This window comes from Nostoc sp. TCL26-01, assembly GCF_013393945.1.
Lineage (GTDB): Bacteria > Cyanobacteriota > Cyanobacteriia > Cyanobacteriales > Nostocaceae > Trichormus.
Genome location: NZ_CP040297.1, coordinates 435,038 through 452,366, shown reverse-complemented (window position 1 = coordinate 452,366; position 17,329 = coordinate 435,038). Strand labels below are relative to the sequence as shown.

Annotated in this window: 12 protein-coding genes; 3 read left to right on the top strand and 9 right to left on the bottom strand. The window is 39.9% G+C overall.

Going from position 1 to position 17,329, the window contains the following annotated elements:
- The first annotated feature begins 138 nt into the window (after positions 1 to 138).
- Positions 139 to 1,029, top strand: a complete 891-nt coding sequence (locus FD725_RS01880; RefSeq protein WP_179046574.1) for a hypothetical protein — start codon at positions 139 to 141, stop codon at positions 1,027 to 1,029.
- Positions 1,030 to 1,216: 187 nt separating this feature from the next.
- Positions 1,217 to 1,888: an O-methyltransferase gene (locus FD725_RS01875; RefSeq protein WP_179046573.1), complete on the top strand. Its 672-nt coding sequence runs from the start codon at positions 1,217 to 1,219 to the stop codon at positions 1,886 to 1,888.
- Between the two features lie 281 nt (positions 1,889 to 2,169).
- On the opposite strand, the gene metX is transcribed toward FD725_RS01875, so the two are convergent.
- From metX to FD725_RS01835, 8 genes are all read right to left on the bottom strand, one after another.
- A complete protein-coding gene (gene metX, locus FD725_RS01870) occupies positions 2,170 to 3,210 on the bottom strand; it encodes a homoserine O-acetyltransferase (protein ID WP_179046572.1) in 1,041 nt (346 codons plus the stop codon).
- A gap of 96 nt (positions 3,211 to 3,306) precedes the next feature.
- Positions 3,307 to 4,611, bottom strand: a complete 1,305-nt coding sequence (locus FD725_RS01865; protein WP_179046571.1) for an O-acetylhomoserine aminocarboxypropyltransferase/cysteine synthase family protein — start codon at positions 4,609 to 4,611, stop codon at positions 3,307 to 3,309.
- A gap of 300 nt (positions 4,612 to 4,911) precedes the next feature.
- On the bottom strand, positions 4,912 to 5,088 hold the full coding sequence (locus FD725_RS01860) for a hypothetical protein (RefSeq protein ID WP_179046570.1): 177 nt from the start codon (positions 5,086 to 5,088) through the stop codon (positions 4,912 to 4,914).
- A gap of 39 nt (positions 5,089 to 5,127) precedes the next feature.
- Complete coding sequence (locus tag FD725_RS01855) at positions 5,128 to 6,093, bottom strand: sulfurtransferase (RefSeq protein ID WP_179046569.1); 966 nt, start codon at positions 6,091 to 6,093, stop codon at positions 5,128 to 5,130.
- Between the two features lie 468 nt (positions 6,094 to 6,561).
- On the bottom strand, positions 6,562 to 7,698 hold the full coding sequence (locus FD725_RS01850; protein ID WP_179046568.1) for a cystathionine gamma-synthase: 1,137 nt from the start codon (positions 7,696 to 7,698) through the stop codon (positions 6,562 to 6,564).
- An 18-nt stretch (positions 7,699 to 7,716) separates the two neighbouring features.
- On the bottom strand, positions 7,717 to 9,072 hold the full coding sequence (locus FD725_RS01845) for a cystathionine beta-synthase (RefSeq protein WP_179046567.1): 1,356 nt from the start codon (positions 9,070 to 9,072) through the stop codon (positions 7,717 to 7,719).
- Between the two features lie 420 nt (positions 9,073 to 9,492).
- A complete protein-coding gene (locus FD725_RS01840) occupies positions 9,493 to 10,314 on the bottom strand; it encodes an NADPH-dependent oxidoreductase (protein ID WP_179046566.1) in 822 nt (273 codons plus the stop codon).
- Between the two features lie 9 nt (positions 10,315 to 10,323).
- Positions 10,324 to 11,427: a sulfonate ABC transporter substrate-binding protein gene (locus FD725_RS01835; RefSeq protein WP_179046565.1), complete on the bottom strand. Its 1,104-nt coding sequence runs from the start codon at positions 11,425 to 11,427 to the stop codon at positions 10,324 to 10,326.
- Positions 11,428 to 12,198: 771 nt separating this feature from the next.
- Between FD725_RS01835 and FD725_RS01830 the strand changes: the two genes are divergently transcribed.
- Positions 12,199 to 13,146 carry a D-2-hydroxyacid dehydrogenase gene (locus tag FD725_RS01830; protein ID WP_179046564.1) on the top strand — a complete coding sequence of 316 codons (948 nt, stop codon included), beginning with the start codon at positions 12,199 to 12,201 and terminating at the stop codon, positions 13,144 to 13,146.
- A gap of 191 nt (positions 13,147 to 13,337) precedes the next feature.
- On the opposite strand, the gene ppsA is transcribed toward FD725_RS01830, so the two are convergent.
- On the bottom strand, positions 13,338 to 17,048 hold the full coding sequence (gene ppsA / locus FD725_RS01825; RefSeq protein WP_179046563.1) for a phosphoenolpyruvate synthase: 3,711 nt from the start codon (positions 17,046 to 17,048) through the stop codon (positions 13,338 to 13,340).
- Positions 17,049 to 17,329: the final 281 nt, after the last annotated feature.

Genomic DNA, 17,329 nt, shown 5'->3' with positions numbered 1-17,329 from the left:
AAACAGAATTCCTCGATTTGTCCTAGCTTTCCTGGCTGGATTTATTGCTGTATGCCTCTTAAGCTGCAATTATTAACAATTATGTCAGGCAAACATATAGCGATAATAGTATAATCCAACACTGTTAGCACTTAAAATATGACGACAAAACCGCACGATCAATTTGCAAAACAGTTTTTGGAGGAGTTACTTGCTCCGTTAGGAGAGGTAAGAACTAATCAGGAAGTTAGGGATGAAACAAGATTTGTCGATATACTATTTACACCAGCATCGCTAGTTCAAAACCCAAACTTAGGATTGTTGGGCAGAATTGCCCTGATGAATACTGCTTTGTTAGAGCCATTTCGTAACCAACCTAGTTCATCAGAAATACGCAATTGTTTTCTCAAGTTATTTGCTGTCATAGCAAACGCACAACGCAAAGCTAAACGAAAAAAAACAAGATTAAGCGAAGATAGTTTAGCGAGGCTTTGGATCATATCGCCTAGCGTCTCAGAAACGCTATTGGCGAATTTCGAGTTTAAACTAGATTTAGATAATTGGCCAAGTGGAGTTTATTTTTTCCAAAAAGGTTTCAGAGGAGCGATAGTAGCTGTTAATGAGCTACCAGTGACAGCAGAAACATTATGGTTGAGGATTTTGGGTAGAGGAGAAACGCAACGTCAGGCTATATCAGAATTACTTGCACTACCAAAAAGTAATTCATTGCGACAAAACACTTTAAAGTTAATTGCCAACTGGCGTATTGTTTTAATTCAGCAGGAAGATAATTTAACTGAGGATGAACGGGAGTTAATTATGAATTTATCACAAGCTTATCAACAATGGGAAGAAACCACTAAACAACAAGCAAGATTAGAAGGACAACGCCAAGTTGTAGAAAATTTGCTCAGGTTCAGATTTGGTGCTGTGGATGAAGAACTAGCGAGAGTTGTTGATAGTTTGCTACAGTTATCACCGGAAGAATTTACGCCTTTGTGCTTACAATTATCGCGTGAAGAAATACTAGCAAGATTTGCCAACAACTAGAAGTATTCCTGTAAGAATTCAGAGACTAAAAAATACCAACAGTTCTGATTTGCATAGAAAGCCTGATTTTACCTATATTCAGCTTTTAACTAATTCGCTGATTTTAGTGAGTTCTCTGATAAACTACTGTAAGCTGATAAAGTTACCGTATTTTAATGTAGAAATGACTGTTACTAAATGAAGAATTATGACTCAAGAACTATGGATAGAAGTTGATCGTTACATCACTGATTTGCTTATACATTCTGACGATGTATTAGATGCTGCGCTTCAGGCTAGTGATGCGGCTGGTTTACCACCACATAATGTTTCGCCGAACCAAGGTAAACTGCTCATGCTATTAGCCTTAATCCATAAAGCACGCACTATTTTGGAGATTGGTACTTTAGGCGGCTACAGTACAATTTGGTTAGCCAGAGCATTGCCTGTTGACGGTCATTTGATCACCCTAGAGTCAAATCCCAAGCACGCCGAAGTTGCCAGCGAGAATATAAAACGCGCTGATCTGGCTCATCTTGTCGAGGTGCGCGTTGGCCGGGCAGTAGATACACTGCCGCAACTAGCTAACGAGGGATACAAATTTGATCTGATTTTCATTGATGCAGACAAGCCAAGCAACCCAGAATATTTTGCATGGGCGTTAAAGCTTTCCCGGCGGGGCAGCCTGATTATTGCTGATAACGTTGTACGCAATGGATCTGTCATTGAGGCGAATAGCGATGATACCAGTGTTCAAGGAGTACGTCGTTTTTATGAGTTACTCGCCTCTGAACCACGTGTTAGTGCAACAGCCATGCAGACTGTAGGCAATAAAGGATATGACGGCTTTGCGATCGCTGTTATTACGTCTGACAATTAGCAACCTACTCCAAACTGCTTAACTAAGTCGTAGTTTCACTAAATCTATTCAAACCGAAATATGTCAGACATTGCTGATTTTTCTGCTTCTAAATTGTTATCGCTATACCGCGCCAATTATCACCAGTTGCAGTCACCAAAGCTGCCCTAGAAAGAATCAAGACCTACAATAGCGCAGTTAACGCCTTTGCGATCGTAGATTAGTTGAAGAAGTTGATCCAGGTTTTGCCAGCAAGTATTAGAATTGATAACCGAGCGCAAGTTAAATAATGAGAAAGAGTATCAACTAAAGTTAATTAATAGTTCATTCAGGGCTTCTATATCAATTAAAAAAGCATCGTGACCGTAAATTGATTTGAGCAAACCTAGTTGACCATGAGGAATGGCATCTGCTAGTTCTTGTTGTTCTATTGGTGGATAAAGAATGTCAGAATCAATAGCAACAACTAAAGCAGGTTGTTTAATGCTGTAGAGAACAGATTGATAGTCTCGACCTTGAGCTATATCATGACTATCCATCGCCTTGGTGAGAGTGATGTATGTATTGGCATCAAATCTCTGGACTAGCTTTTGACCTTGATATTGCAAGTAGCTGGCGATCGCAAACCTATCACTACCAGCATCATACTGTCGCCCAAACTGTTCTGTAAAGCTCTGCCAAGAACGATAAGCACTCATCGCCATCATCCGCGCTACAGCTAATCCTTGATTTGGTGGCTTGTCTGGTGTATAGTTACCATCACACCAATGAGGATCGGCATAGATAGCCTGTCTTTGAGCCTCACTCAACCCAATACACCAAGCTGAATGTCTACCGGAAGTGGCGATGGGTGCGATCGCTTGCACGATTTCTGGATATAATAATGCCCACTCTAGTACTTGCATTCCCCCGAGAGATCCACCAATTACTAGCTGTAAAGATTTAATTCCCAAGTACTTAACCAATGCAGCTTGTAGGTGAACCATGTCTCGAATAGTAATCGCTGGAAATGATGCACCATAAGGCATTTTGGAAAGGGGATTGATGCTAGTTGCTCCTGTCGTGCCATAACAACTGCCCAAAATATTGCTGCATACAATAAAATTGCGATCGCTATCCAAGGCTTTGTTTGCACCTAATAAATCTGCCCACCAATCATCTGCATCGGCTGAACCCGTTAAAGCATGACAAATTAGTACTGCATTGTCACCTTCTAAGTTTAATTTTCCCCAAGTCCGATAAGCGACCTGAACCCCAGTTAAAACTTCGCCTCCTTCTAACCCAAATGGCATCGGCAAATGATAATACTGAGTTTGTGGTGAAATCAAGTGCTGATAATTCATCTAGAGCAGAGAACAGGGAACAGGGAACAGGGAATAGGGAACAGGAAACAATGATTATTGACTACTGACTATTGACTATTGACCATTGACTATTGACTATTGACTAATATATTGAAATGCTTGCTCAAAATCTTCTTTGATATCCTCGATGTGTTCAATACCTACTGATACACGCACCAAATCAGGTGTCACACCGGCAGCAAGTTGTTCTGTTTCACTTAGCTGTTGATGGGTGGTGGATGCAGGATGTATGACAAGGGTTTTTGCATCACCAACGTTTGCTAGGTGACTAGCTAATTTAACATGATTAATGAAAGCTTTACCTGCTTCTAGTCCACCTTTGACACCAAAATTTAAGACTCCGCCAAATCCGTGTCTGAGATATTTTTTGGCTCGCTCATGATAAGGGTGATGGGGTAGTCCTGGATAATTTACCCATGCTACTTGTGTTTGCTGTTCTAGCCATTGGGCTAATTCTAAAGCATTGCTCACATGGCGGTCTACACGCAGAGAAAGAGTCTCTAATCCTTGCAATAACAAAAAGGCGTTAAAGGGACTCAATGAAGGGCCGAAATCCCTCAATCCTTCTACTCTGGCGCGGATAATGAAGGCAATATTTCCAAAAGGACTACCTACACCAAATACTTCTTGAAAATTCAGCCCATGATAACCGGGGGATGGTTCAGTAAAGACGGGAAATTTGCCACTACCCCAGTCAAATTTACCAGAATCGACAATTACGCCCCCAATAGAAGTGCCGTGACCACCAATCCATTTAGTTGCAGACTCAACTACAATATCTGCACCATGTTCAATTGGTCGAGCCAAATACCCACCAGCCCCAAAGGTATTATCAACAATTAGGGGAATGCCATGTTCGTGAGCAACGTGCGCTAAAGCTGCAAAGTCGGGAATGTTGAATTGGGGATTGCCAATGGTTTCTACATATAATGCTTTTGTGCGATCGTCGATCGCCTGACGGAAATTTTCTACTTCGTCTCCTGCAATAAATTTGACATTTATCCCTAATCGTGGTAGGGAAACCTTGAATTGGTTATAAGTGCCACCATATAAAAAACTGGTAGAAACAATATTATCTCCCGCTTGGGCGATCGTACTTAGAGCTAAGAACTGTGCAGCCTGACCACTAGAAGTGGCTAATGCTGCCACACCCCCTTCCAGCGCAGCAATTCGCTTTTCAAACACATCCGTTGTCGGATTCATGATCCGTGTGTAAATGTTGCCAAACTCTTGCAGAGCAAACAATCGCGCTCCATGTTCTGCATCATCAAACACGTATGATGTTGTTTGATAAATCGGTACAGCACGAGCATTAGTTCCTGTTGCTGGCTCTTGTCCCGCATGGACTTGCAAGGTTTCAAAGCGATATTTTTCAGACATAAATAATATATTGGTAACAAAATATACTATAAAAACAATTGTAAGTCTATCGACTTTTAGTATATTAGCATTCCCCGCCTCAAGTTTTGACCTCAATTAATTTGGCACATAGAACAGAAGACACAGTCTAATGGTAATAAACAAAGTTAAGTTAAGTAGCAAAACCCAACACCTCTTGTTTAAGTGTTGGGTAGAAAATAGGTACGGATTTAAACTGCTCATCAATTATTAGTAAATATCTTGGTGAACACGACCTATTAATTATTTTCACAGTCTAAATTTCTGTCTTGCTCTCATCAATTAAGCTCTAGAACTGTCTTGTTCTGTGTCTGTTGTTTGACCGTCTTTACTCCGTCTACAAGCAACCAAACTATCTTGCTCTGAATTTTTAGTAGCTTGACTGGTTTGTAGTGTATCTACTACGCCACAAGTAGTTAGTATTACAGCAAAAAATACCATTGCTAACTTCATCATCATGATCCTCTATATTCAAAAGACAATTTTCGGTGCTAATTATTAGCTCACCTTTTCTGGGCCAGTAGCAACAGGTAGGTCTAATTGAGTGCTGTACTCAGTCCAAGCACCTTCGTAAATACGAACTTTGGGATAGCCCAACAAATGCTTTAACACTACGTATTGTAGAGTAGCTTCTCGTCCTGTACTGCAACTAACAATGATGTCATCAGCTGGAGTAATTTTCTTGTCAGCTAGGATTTTCTTGATGTCATCCAAAGATTTGAGCTTGTGAGGATTTTGAGCATCTGTAAAAGTAGGCCAAGGGATATTTCGCGCACCAGGAATATGTCCATTCCGTACCCAAAGATTTTCCTTACCTTGGAATAAATCTGCTGGTCTAGGGTCGATGAATGTTACACCTTTTTGACCAATCAGTTTTCTTACTTCACTTAATGAGACACGCACAGTCGGATTATCCCTAACTGTAAACCTACTTATCTTATACTTGGGAAATTCCTTAGTTACTGTTTGGGATGCTCCTTCGTACCCTTTGTAGCCACCATCCAGTACAGCTATGTCTTGCACTCCAGAACGTTCTAGCAAATAAGCTACCATCGTTGCCCCTAAGACATCTCTGCCATCGGAGTAGACAAGGACACGGCTATTATTTGCAACTCCTGAATTGGCAAATATTTGCCCTAATTTTTGATTGTCCCAATATTGTACTGGTAGACCTTCTCTAGGGCCACGAAAGGCGATATCAGCAATATTCACCGCTCCAGGTAGGTGTCCATCTATGTAGTCTAACGGTAAATTTCGGACATCCAAAATCCTGAGATTTTGATCTTTGGCATTTTCTGCTACCCAATTAGGTGAAACAAATTGAATCTTCGTTTTAGATGTCGTTCCCCAAGCTGGCAAATGCAGCATAGGAATGATTAATAGACAAGCACAAATTGCTAATCCTAAAGCAAACAGTTTGTGTTTTTTAAACTTTGCCCAGGAAAATTTCCGTGTCTTCATCATTGTGTTTAGCTGTCCTCATATTCTCAATCAAACCTGCCAGATTTCAATCTCATCTAGCAGCACATACTACCGCAAGTTGAGCGATAAACAGTATTTTATTCATATGTATAAGCATTCCATATACACAAACTGAATACAAGTGCTGTGCAGTATCGAAACCAAAGGAAAATATAAGCATTTTACATACTTAGTATAGACAATTCCAATAAATACTTATATTAAAAATTACGTGCAAACTAGAAATAGAGGTCGTAGAAGCTGGTTGAGCGAGATTTTCGTTAATAATTGGATGAGAGGGCGTTGCTGAATCGAGGAATGATTTAGCAAGTTATAAAATTTTCCCCCCTGCTTCCCCTGCTTGCCTAAATTCATCCCCCTGTTCTGCAACGCTGATGGGAGCATATTTATTAACTCAGCCCTACTGCTTGCAAGAAATGCGGGTTTTCCATACACCCGTAATTTCTATTTTCAACCTAGAGCATTTTCTAAATCAGCTTGCAGGTCTAATACATTTTCGATTCCAACAGAAAGACGGATTAAATTATCATTAATTCCCCGCTTATATCTTTCTGTTTCTGGTAAAGAACCATGAGTCATTTGAGCAGGATAACAAAGTAATGACTCTACACCTCCTAAACTTTCTGCTAATAGAAATAGCTTGAGGTGAGAAGCAAATTTTTCCACCTCGGCAAAACCACCTTTTAATTCCAAACTAATCATTCCGCCAAAACCGGACATTTGTGATTTTGCTAATTCATGTTGTTCGTGGCTAGGTAATCCTGGATAATAAATGCGATCAACTTTGGGATGTTGTTCTAAAAATTTAGCTAACAACAAAGCATTTTTTTCATGTTCTTTCATTCTGACAGCTAAAGTTTTAATCCCGCGCAGCACTAACCAACTATCAAAGGGACTAGGAACTGCTCCAATCGCATTTTGATAAAATTTCAACTCGGTGTATATTTGCTGGTGAGATGTGACAGCTGCGCCACCAATGATATCGCTGTGTCCTCCCAGATATTTGGTGGTACTATGAACTACAATATCAGCGCCTAACTCTAGTGGTTTTTGAAAATAAGGGCTGGCAAAAGTGTTATCAACTACTAAAATAATATTCTGTTGGTGAGCAATATTTGCTAACGCCGCAATATCAATTATTTTTAATAATGGATTGGTAGGAGTTTCCACCCAAATTAATTTAGTATTGGGTTGAATAGCCGTTTCAAAATTAGCAATATCATCAATATCTACATAGGTAGTTGTCACACCCCAATTTTTCACGACCCGTTCTAGCAAGCGATAAGTACCACCATATAAATCATCACCAGCAACAATATGATCACCACTTTTTAGCAAGCTCAAAACTGTGGTAGTAGCAGCTAACCCAGAAGCAAATGCCAAACCAAATTTAGCATTTTCAATAGCAGCTAGAGCTACTTCTAAAGCATGACGAGTGGGATTTCCAGTCCGAGAATATTCATATCCTTTGTGCTGACCTATTGCTGCTTGCTCGTATGTAGAAGTTAAATAAATCGGAACAATTACAGCACCAGTCTGTGGGTCTGATTGTTGTCCTTCGTGAATTGCTTTGGTTTCAAATTCCATTGTTTTTCTGAAGATTTTTTAGTTTTGACTAATCCAATATCTAATCAAATCTGCTCTGGTAATTAAGCCAATTGGCATATTTTGCTGCGTAATAATAATCCCTGTTGTTCCTGATAGAAGCACTCGATAAGCTTCTGCTACATCCACTTCTTCATCGAGAATTGGTAACGGTTTACCCATCACAGCTAAAACTGTTTGGTTAGAAAAATTAATACCGTCATGGAGAAATTTCATTAGAGATGCTTCGTTCAAGCTACCTACTACTTGATTGTTATCAATGACAGGTAGCTGAGATATATTCAGCTTTTGCAGCAAGTTTGTGGCATCAGTCAAGGTGTCGCTAGGACTAACAGCAACTAAAGAAGGAAAATCTGTTTTCTGTACTAGAATTTCCCCAATTTTTACAGTTTTTACGGTTTTACCTTCCCAAAAACCATTTTCCTGCATCCACACATCAGAATAAATTTTATTAATGTAGTTTCTTCCGGTATCAGGTAATAAGACTACAATGTACTTTGGCTGTGATAATCGAGCTGCATACTTGAGGGCTGCGGCCACTACTGTACCACAAGAGCCTCCTACAAGTAAGCCTTCCTCCCTGGCTAGACGACGCGCCATGTTAAAAGATTCTTTATCACTAACTCGAATCATTTCATCGACTAATTGACGATTAAAAGTTTTCGGAATAAAGTCTTCACCAATTCCTTCCACTTTATAAGATTTGGGACTATCTCCTGATAGTATAGAACCTTCTGGATCTGCACCGACAATGATAATATTAGGATTCTGTTCTTTGAGATATTTAGCAACTCCTGAAATTGTGCCACCAGTACCCATACCTGCAACAAAAACTTCAACTTCACCTTGACTATCTGACCAAATTTCTGGGCCAGTAGTTAAGTAATGAGCTAAAGGATTATGCGGATTTTCAAATTGATTTGGTCTATATGCACTGGGAATTTCTTTAGCTAGCCTTTCGGCTACACCGTTATAACTTTCTGGAGAATCAGGCGCTACAGATGTGGGAGTTACAACTACTTCTGCACCATAAGCTTTGAGCAGGTTAATTTTATCCTGGCTCATCTTATCAGGCATGACAAAAATACACCGATATTTTTTGACTGCGGCAATTAGTGCTAATCCTACACCAGTATTGCCTGCGGTAGCTTCAATAATAGTTCCTCCTGGTTGCAGTTGACCTGTTTTTTCAGCTTGTTCTATCATTGCCAGGGCAATTCTATCTTTGGTACTGCCACCAGGATTAAGATATTCTACTTTGGCGTAAATAGGAGATTGAATATTTTCAGTTACTTGGTTAAGCCTGACTAACGGAGTTCTCCCAATTGCTGGCAATATATTTTCGTAACTAGCCATATTTATTCCTTGTCAGTAATTAAAAATGACGCTGAATCTCTGTCACCTAGTTACTCCAGTTATATCTAAAATCGCGTGGCAATTAGCATAATCCATAAAGCTGATATATTGACCGTTGTCTACTCCATTCCCGAAACCAAAATCAATGGAGATGTAAGAGGACGTTTGAAAAGTCTGTTTCTTTGTCATGTTGAATGCAGCGTAGCGGAATGAAACATCTCGGTATGTGCCACAAAACCTAGATTCTGACTGACGCTGCGCTTCAGTCAGAATGACATTTTTATACCTACTGAAACTTTTCAAACACCCTCTAAGAAGGCAGAGAATATACTCATCTTAATTAGCACCAACATATCCTTTGTGCTTGTGTGGACAATTTTTTAACACAAAGCACAAAGGATGATACTTACATAGGCGTTGCTAACGCAACTCAAAACCCAAATTGTTCAAAGCTTGCCGCAACTTATCGCGTCCCGATAAAGAATCAGCAAACGCTATGCGTTTAGTGGAATGCTCTGACCAATCACCAGGAACATTCATCTGTTGAGCAGTGTAGAATGCTTTCATGATTTGGTTGTAAACAGCAATTTCCTGGTCTTGTTTGTCTAATTGGTAAGTTTCTCTATGCAATACTGCTGCTTGGGGTAAACGCGGTTTAACTTCTACATTTACAGATGAATCAGCATAACCAACACACAAACCAAACACAGCAACAACATGAGGTGGTAAATTCAAAACCTCTGCTACTGCTTCTGGATGGTTACGCAATGCACCAATATAAACTGTTCCCAAACCCAGAGATTCCGCCGCGACAACAGCATTTTGTGCTGCCAAGGCTGCATCTATAGTTGCCGTCAGAAACATTTCTAGATAATTCAGACCTTCATAGGGTAATCCTTGATTTTCAGCGATGTATGTTAATCTCGCTAAATCTGCCAACCAGACCAAAAATAAAGGACACTGGCGAATATGTGCTTGGTTATTCGCCAACTGTGATAACTTCTCTTTGCGTGTGGTATCTTCAACAGCAACGACACTCCACGTCTGAAGATTTGAAGAAGTCGATGCTGATTGTGCGGCTGCTATCAAAGTTTCTAGAGTGTTTGCTGGTAAAGTATCACTCAGGTAAGCACGAATCGAACGATGAGAGAGCAAATTAGATATTGTCTCATTCCCCAGAATATCTGCATTGAATGTGTCTACACCATAACGACGATTAAGTAACTCAGTAGGATTAGTCATAATTAAGAATTATTGATTTTTTGGTGAAAAAGCAGCATACTGCTCAGGTGTAAGCATCGCTTCTTTGACGTTAATTTGTTTGGGAATTAATTTGAGTTCATAGAATTTATCAGCAACTTGCTGCTGAAGAGTAATTAATTCTGGAGTAATTGGTGTAATACCAAAGTTTCTTCTGTTAGTACTTTTTTGCATTGTTTCCAAATCAATACCCAAGAGAGGAGAAAGAGTTGTTGCTACTTCAGCACGATTTTGAGCAGACCATTGTTCCAAGTTTTGAATTTCTTCTAGTATTGCTTTAATAATTTCTGGTTGTTGGTTAGCGAAATTTTTACTTGCAAGATAATATCCTCCTTGCTTATTAATTCCTGTGCCATCAATTAACACACGCGCATCAGTAGATTTTTCGGCTGCTGCATAAAATGGGTCCCAAATTGACCAAGCATCAACACTACCTTTGACAAAAGCAGCACGGGCATCGGCTGGAGGCAAATATTTCGGTTGAATATCACTATATTTCAAACCATATTTTTCTAAAATTTGCACCAACAGATAATGGGCGCTAGAGCCTTTTTGAAAAGCAATTTTTTTTCCTTTGAGATCGTTGACTGTTTTGATGGCAGAATTTTTAGAAACAAGAATCGCTGAATTAGCAGGACTGGGGGTAATTCCTGCAATATATGTGATTGCAGCACCGGCGGCTTGAGCAAAAATTGGTGGTGATTCTCCTGTATGTCCTAAGTCAATGCTGCCAACATTCATCGCTTCTAATAGCTGTGGCCCAGCCGGAAATTCAATCCATTCTACAGATACACCTTCTGGTTGTAATCGCTTTTCTATAAGCCCTTTACTTTTTAGAAGAATAGCTGATTTTTGATAGCCTATTCTGACTAATGATGCTTTAGGTTGAGTGGGATTATTGGCAGATACATTAGTAGTATTACTGGCATTATTAGCTGTACAAGCAGCAAATAAAAAACTGAGACATAAACCAGTAATAAATGCTCCACTCAATTTTATAGGGGCAATAGATAATAACCATCTTTGACTGGTAATATTAAAAGTAACCCATTTTTGCCAATAGATGATCAGGCGCTGAAATAAAAATTTCAACATAAAGTTTTACCTCATTGTCTATGTGAAATACTCAGATGATTAATTGGCAGTATCTTGGGAAGGAGTGATACTGTTAAGTCAGCTAAGTTTATTTTTTACTATAATCTACGTTAAGTCAATCGAATTACAGTACTTTATTTGTCTAAAATGGTAGCATCCTTTAAAAACTTTCGTAAATGGGTGTTCAGTGTTAAATTTTCAGCATAAAAAATTAATTGCTTATATGAGCATAATCTGGTATATTGGCTGTCTTTAAATTCTCGGTTTCAGTAGCGTGGTAAAGTTAAAGTATCTTGGCAAAATTGGCATAAGTTCAAGGTTTTTTGCTCATGATTACTCAAGAAAGATTTTATTCGCTCTGTGAGTTTTTATCTTATTTGACCATTGTGTTTCATAAGTTTTAACTTTTATTAAGATAACCCTTGATTTTCCGAAAAAAGTGTGTAAAGCTTTTTGAGGATATAAACTACGGTAACTCGACCAGTAAACAGTACTAAATATTAACGGCGATTATCTACGGTGGAGCGTAGTTGATTGCATATAGTCTTCATTGCTACTGGAAGCTTTGCTTGTCTAGGCTAAGTGCAAGGTGGCAATGTTTCATAGGGGGATGGATACCTCTGATGGCTGAGGTGGGTGCGAAAATGTCAAAGATGAAATTTTTAAGTCTAGGTGATGTCTACGCACCTGCTTTTTTACTTAATTAATCAAGCTCAAGTGTTGATAAAAGCAAGAGAATTAGACAAAGCGACGTGAAGGGAGTTGTCAGCTTTGAAAATTATTATCCCGAAAGATATAGCTACAGAGCTTGAGGCTCATTTAGGCGATGAGATAAAGTTTGTGCGTGTGGACAGCGAAGGTAACTTAGATGGCGATCCCACAGATGCAGAAGTTTACTTTAGCTGGTTTAACCTCAAACCAACAACATTGCATCGAGTTTTAGAAGCCGCACCAAAATTGCGTTGGCATCATGCACCAAATGCAGGTGTAAATCACATTATTACACCCAAATATCGAGAGCGTAACCTGATTTTGACTAACGGGTCGGGAGTTCATGCCATTCCCATTGCCGAATTTGTCATTGCTTATATGCTGTCTCATGCCAAACAATTACCCAAACTATATCAACAACAGCAAGCACACGATTGGCAAAGAGGTCTGGCAATTCAAGAATTATTAGATAAAACTTTGTTAATTATTGGTGCAGGTGGTATTGGACAAGAAATTGCCTCCCGTGCAAAAGCCTTTGGTATGAGGATTTTTGGCAGTCGTCGTCATCCACAACCGCTACCTAACTTTGACAAAGTAGTAGGTGCAGATGAGTGGAAAGCACTTTTGAGTGAAGTTGAATATGTGGCGATCGCCACACCTCTGACTTGGGATACTAAAGGTATGATTGATGCTGAGGTACTGTGCCTGATGCGTCCTGATGCTTACTTAATTAATATTGCGCGTGGTGGAATCGTCGATGAATTGGCACTAGTTAAAGCATTACAAAATGGTACAATTGCTGGGGCTGCTTTAGACACAGTGTTTACAGAACCACTACCACCAGAGAGCTTATTGTGGTCTTTACCCAACGTTTTGATTACACCACATTGTTCAGGTAATTCTCCTAGAACCAAAGAGCGATCGCTTGCCTTATTCCTCGACAATTTTACCCGCTATCGTCACGGTCAACCTCTACGTAATGTCGTAGATCAAACAGCCGGTTATTAATTACCAATGGTAGGTTGTTGTGATTGCCTCAGCATAACTCATCTTGAGATGTAGAAGTAGGTTGGGTTGACGTAAGGAAACCCAACACCGAGATATCGGTTAAGCTTTCAGTATCTATGTTGGGTTGCGCTGCGCTTAACCCAACCTACATCTGCTATATCTGTGGCTTGTGAGAAATGCAGGTACAAGTCTCAGCTTTGCGTTTGCTGTTCCACTTTGGCTATTTCTAGCATTGTCTTTAACACAGAATCTGGATTGAGACTAATCGAATCAATTCCCTGTTCTACCAAAAACTGAGCAAACTCTGGGTAATCGCTTGGAGCTTGTCCACAAATCCCGATTTTGCGATTTTGTTTTTTCGCAGATGCGATCGCCATCTTCACCATTTGCTTCACCGCCGGACTACGTTCATCAAAGAGTCTGGCGACTAAAGCCGAATCTCTATCTAATCCCAGTGTCAACTGAGTTAGGTCGTTGGAACCTATGGAGAAACCGTCAAATACCTCAGCAAACTGTTCCGCCAAGATCACATTACTTGGTAACTCGCACATAACGTAAACTTGCAAATCGTTAACACCTTGTTTTAGACCATGTATTGCCATTTCATCCAAAACTAAGCGTCCTTCCTCCGGCGTACGACAGAAAGGAATCATGGGGATAACATTAGTTAAACCCATCTCATCTCGTACCCGCTTAATGGCATGGCACTCTAAAGCAAAACCTTCTCTGTAGCCTGCATCATAATAACGTGCAGCCCCCCGCCAACCGAGCATGGGGTTTTCTTCCTCTGGTTCAAATTGTTGACCACCTGCCAAGTTACGATATTCATTACTCTTAAAATCAGACATCCGCACAATCACAGGTTTGGGATAAAACGCTGCGGCAATTCTCCCCACACCCTGAGCTAATTTATCGATAAAATACTGGGGCTTATCGTCATACATTGCTGTGATAGCTGCAATTTTAGCTTTTTGCGCTGCATCTTCTAATTTGTCGTAGTAAATTAACGCCAAAGGATGAACTTGGATTTGGTTAGCAATAATAAACTCTGTCCTGGCTAAACCGACTCCATCATTGGGAATTGCCGATAAACTAAAAGCTTCTTGGGGATTACCCACATTCATTAAAATTTGGGTGTGGGTGCGGGGTAAGTTTTCTAAAGGTACTTCCTGGACTGCAAAAGGCAGTAACCCAGGATAAACTTTACCTTCTTCTCCCTCTGCACAAGATACTGTCACATCTTGACCAGTTGTCAATACTACTGTAGCGTTACCACAGCCGACGATCGCCGGCACGCCCAATTCTCTGGCAATAATCGCGGCGTGGCAGTTACATACTATAACTGGTGTGTATTTGCTGGTGAACACAACATAGTTGTGATGTTCGGCAACTGTGATATTATAAACGTCTCCATAAGTTGCTTCATCAATTGAAACTACTCGCTGCATACGTATATCTCCTGCAAGGAGTTTCGCAAATTTGTCAGTTTCTTGCAGCTGTTTATCAGAGATGAGCAAATTATTATCTCTTCTCAGTTTCAGTTGACCTTTGACATCATCGCCAAAGAGTTGTTTAGTAGCAAAAAAGCGTGTTTGTATTGTTCTATCAGCAACCTCCCCTTTGACTCTGTTGGTAAATTTCAAGATTTCTTTGAGATTTTCGACTAATTGCACATTGTAGATATTTCTGTTCTTTGTTACTTGAGGAACAGTACCTATTTTTAAACAAGCTACAATCACAGCTTGTAGAAGAAGTTCTTCTGATATATATATACTGATGCGATTGTTGAAGTAACATCCATCTCCATCTATGACTCCCCCCAAGAAATTGTATGAAAACTCTACAGAGTTGTTCAACAAGCTACTGACGATATTTTGCTCTTTTTCATAAAGTTCGTAGGCTATTTGTTTCGAGTACAATCTATAAGCTGTTGCTTCACCTACTACTAATTGACCTCTGATATAACCAGAAGATTTAGCTTTTTGATAAGGAACAAATGCTTTACCATAAACAGTGCTAACACAATCATTCATCGCACTGATAAATTGCTGCTTTTGGGGGATATTCTTCTGAATAAACTGTACCTCACCATGTCTATTGCTTCTATAAATTGAACCGTCAGTCAGAATACCACCTAATAAATAAGCCGTTTTGTTTTTTTCTTTGCTATCATCACTTAAAAAAGGAATATGTTGTGCTGTTACTAACATTTCCTGATGAGCCAGCATTTCTTGAATTTCAGTTTTCACATATTGACCACCCCGAATATTAATCATTTTATGATCGGGAGTCAGGTTGAGAATATTGTCAGTAACTCTACCTGTTTGAGATACACTAACACCAATCATCTTTGACTGTCTTTTCATTGAGTCAAGAATCGGCTTCCACTCTATTTTGTCTGTTTGTGTATTCAATGATAAAGTGAATAATCCTTGATGACCTTGCTCATAAATCTGTCGCAATGTCATAAAACCTTTATTAGTTAAAATCTTTGTATTTCCAGCAAAGCAGGTGCGTCCACCAGAATTGGTAATAATGGCACTGGCACGCTTCATAATTGGTTCCCAGTCAGGATCTGTTCTCTCTGTCACCAACACTTCCCCAGCTTGGAACTCCTGGATTTGTTTGGTATCTAAAATTACCCGTGCTTTTCCCTGACTAATTGCTTCCCCAATTGCCCTACCAGTGACTAAGGGGAGTGGGGGATGGGGAGAAAGAAGTTTCTCCTTGTCTCCTTGTCCCCGTGTCCCCGTGTCCCCGTGTCCCCCTATCGCCTCTCCCCACTCTCCAGTTCCTAAGACCAAACGGTAACTCCGCAACACGTTACCGTTTTTCTGTGACTGCACAGTTTCAGGACGGGCTTGGACAACAAACAGTTGATTAGTGATGCCATCTTTTGCCCATTCAATATCCATTGGGGTGTAAGTATTATGGGCTTGAGAATAGTGGTCTTCAATTAAACAAGCCCAATTAGCTAGTTGTAAAATATCCTCATCACTAAGAGCAAATTTGTTTTGTTCTGTTGTGGATACAGGTTCATTTTTAGTAGATTGTGAGCCTTGGTCATAGACCATTCTTAATTCTTTGCTACCCAATTTTTTATCAATAATTGGTTTAAAACCTGCTTTTAATGTGGGTTTAAATACATAATATTCGTCTGGATTAACTGTCCCTTGGACAACATTTTCACCCAAACCATAGGCGGCAGTAATTAATGCTGCATCTTTAAAACCTGTTTCTGTATCAATGGAAAACATCACCCCAGAGGTGGCTAAATCTGCACGTACCATTTTCTGCACACCGACGGCTAAAGCAATGCTAAAGTGATCGAAGCCTTTAGTCTGGCGATAGGAAATTGCCCTATCGGTAAATAGGGAAGCAAAACATTTATGACAGGCCATTAAGACTTCTTCCACACCCACCACGTTCAGGTAGGTTTCTTGCTGTCCAGCAAAACTAGCATCGGGGAGGTCTTCAGCAGTAGCGCTAGAACGGACAGCTACGTCTGTGTCGGGATGATACTGTTCACACAGACTGGTGTATGCTTTGGCGATCGCCTGTTGCAATTCTAGCGGAAAGGGGGTGTGCATTAACAGCGATCTGGCTTTTAGTCCCCGTTCTTGTAAGTTTTTCACATCCTCTACATCCAAGTCAGCAAACAGTTCTCGTAACTGAACTTCTAACCCTGCCGATTGGATAAAATAGCGATAAGCATAAGCAGTGGTGGCAAATCCTCCAGGTACATTCACGCCTTTGGGTGTTAACTGCTGAATCATTTCTCCCAATGAAGCATTCTTTCCACCGACTAAAGCGATATCACCAATTCCCACTTCATCAAACCAGAGAACAAGTGATTTCTCTTGAGAAAATTGTGCCAAAGTCTGCTGAGATACTATCACCATCAGTGTTACCTCCCCTGTTGATGCTCTGGTTATTGAGCTTTAGTTCTTTTTGCGACTTATGTTATTTGAAAATTCACAACTAAATAAACACGATGTATCGTGCTTTTGCTGGCAATGTGTGTTTAATAATTCCTTTGGGATCACCATAACAAAAAAAAATTGATTTTGGGTTTTCAAGCAACCTATTCATTATTCGTAACCTAAAGTCTTAATCAATACTCTATGCCTCAAGATTGACCTATAAGCACAGACAGCATTGAACACAGCAATTTCCACCTAAT

Excerpts from the sequence above, each read along its gene's own strand:
- FD725_RS01875 (WP_179046573.1), top strand. The coding sequence starts at position 1,217 with ATGACTCAAGAACTATGGATAGAAGTTGATCGTTACATCACTGATTTG.
- FD725_RS01865 (WP_179046571.1), bottom strand. The coding sequence starts at position 4,611 with ATGTCTGAAAAATATCGCTTTGAAACCTTGCAAGTCCATGCGGGACAA.
- ppsA (WP_179046563.1), bottom strand. The coding sequence starts at position 17,048 with ATGGTGATAGTATCTCAGCAGACTTTGGCACAATTTTCTCAAGAGAAA.
- FD725_RS01835 (WP_179046565.1), bottom strand. The coding sequence starts at position 11,427 with ATGTTGAAATTTTTATTTCAGCGCCTGATCATCTATTGGCAAAAATGG.
- metX (WP_179046572.1), bottom strand. The coding sequence starts at position 3,210 with ATGAATTATCAGCACTTGATTTCACCACAAACTCAGTATTATCATTTG.
- FD725_RS01840 (WP_179046566.1), bottom strand. The coding sequence starts at position 10,314 with ATGACTAATCCTACTGAGTTACTTAATCGTCGTTATGGTGTAGACACA.
- FD725_RS01880 (WP_179046574.1), top strand. The coding sequence starts at position 139 with ATGACGACAAAACCGCACGATCAATTTGCAAAACAGTTTTTGGAGGAG.
- FD725_RS01855 (WP_179046569.1), bottom strand. The coding sequence starts at position 6,093 with ATGATGAAGACACGGAAATTTTCCTGGGCAAAGTTTAAAAAACACAAA.
- FD725_RS01850 (WP_179046568.1), bottom strand. The coding sequence starts at position 7,698 with ATGGAATTTGAAACCAAAGCAATTCACGAAGGACAACAATCAGACCCA.
- FD725_RS01845 (WP_179046567.1), bottom strand. The coding sequence starts at position 9,072 with ATGGCTAGTTACGAAAATATATTGCCAGCAATTGGGAGAACTCCGTTA.
- FD725_RS01860 (WP_179046570.1), bottom strand. The coding sequence starts at position 5,088 with ATGATGATGAAGTTAGCAATGGTATTTTTTGCTGTAATACTAACTACT.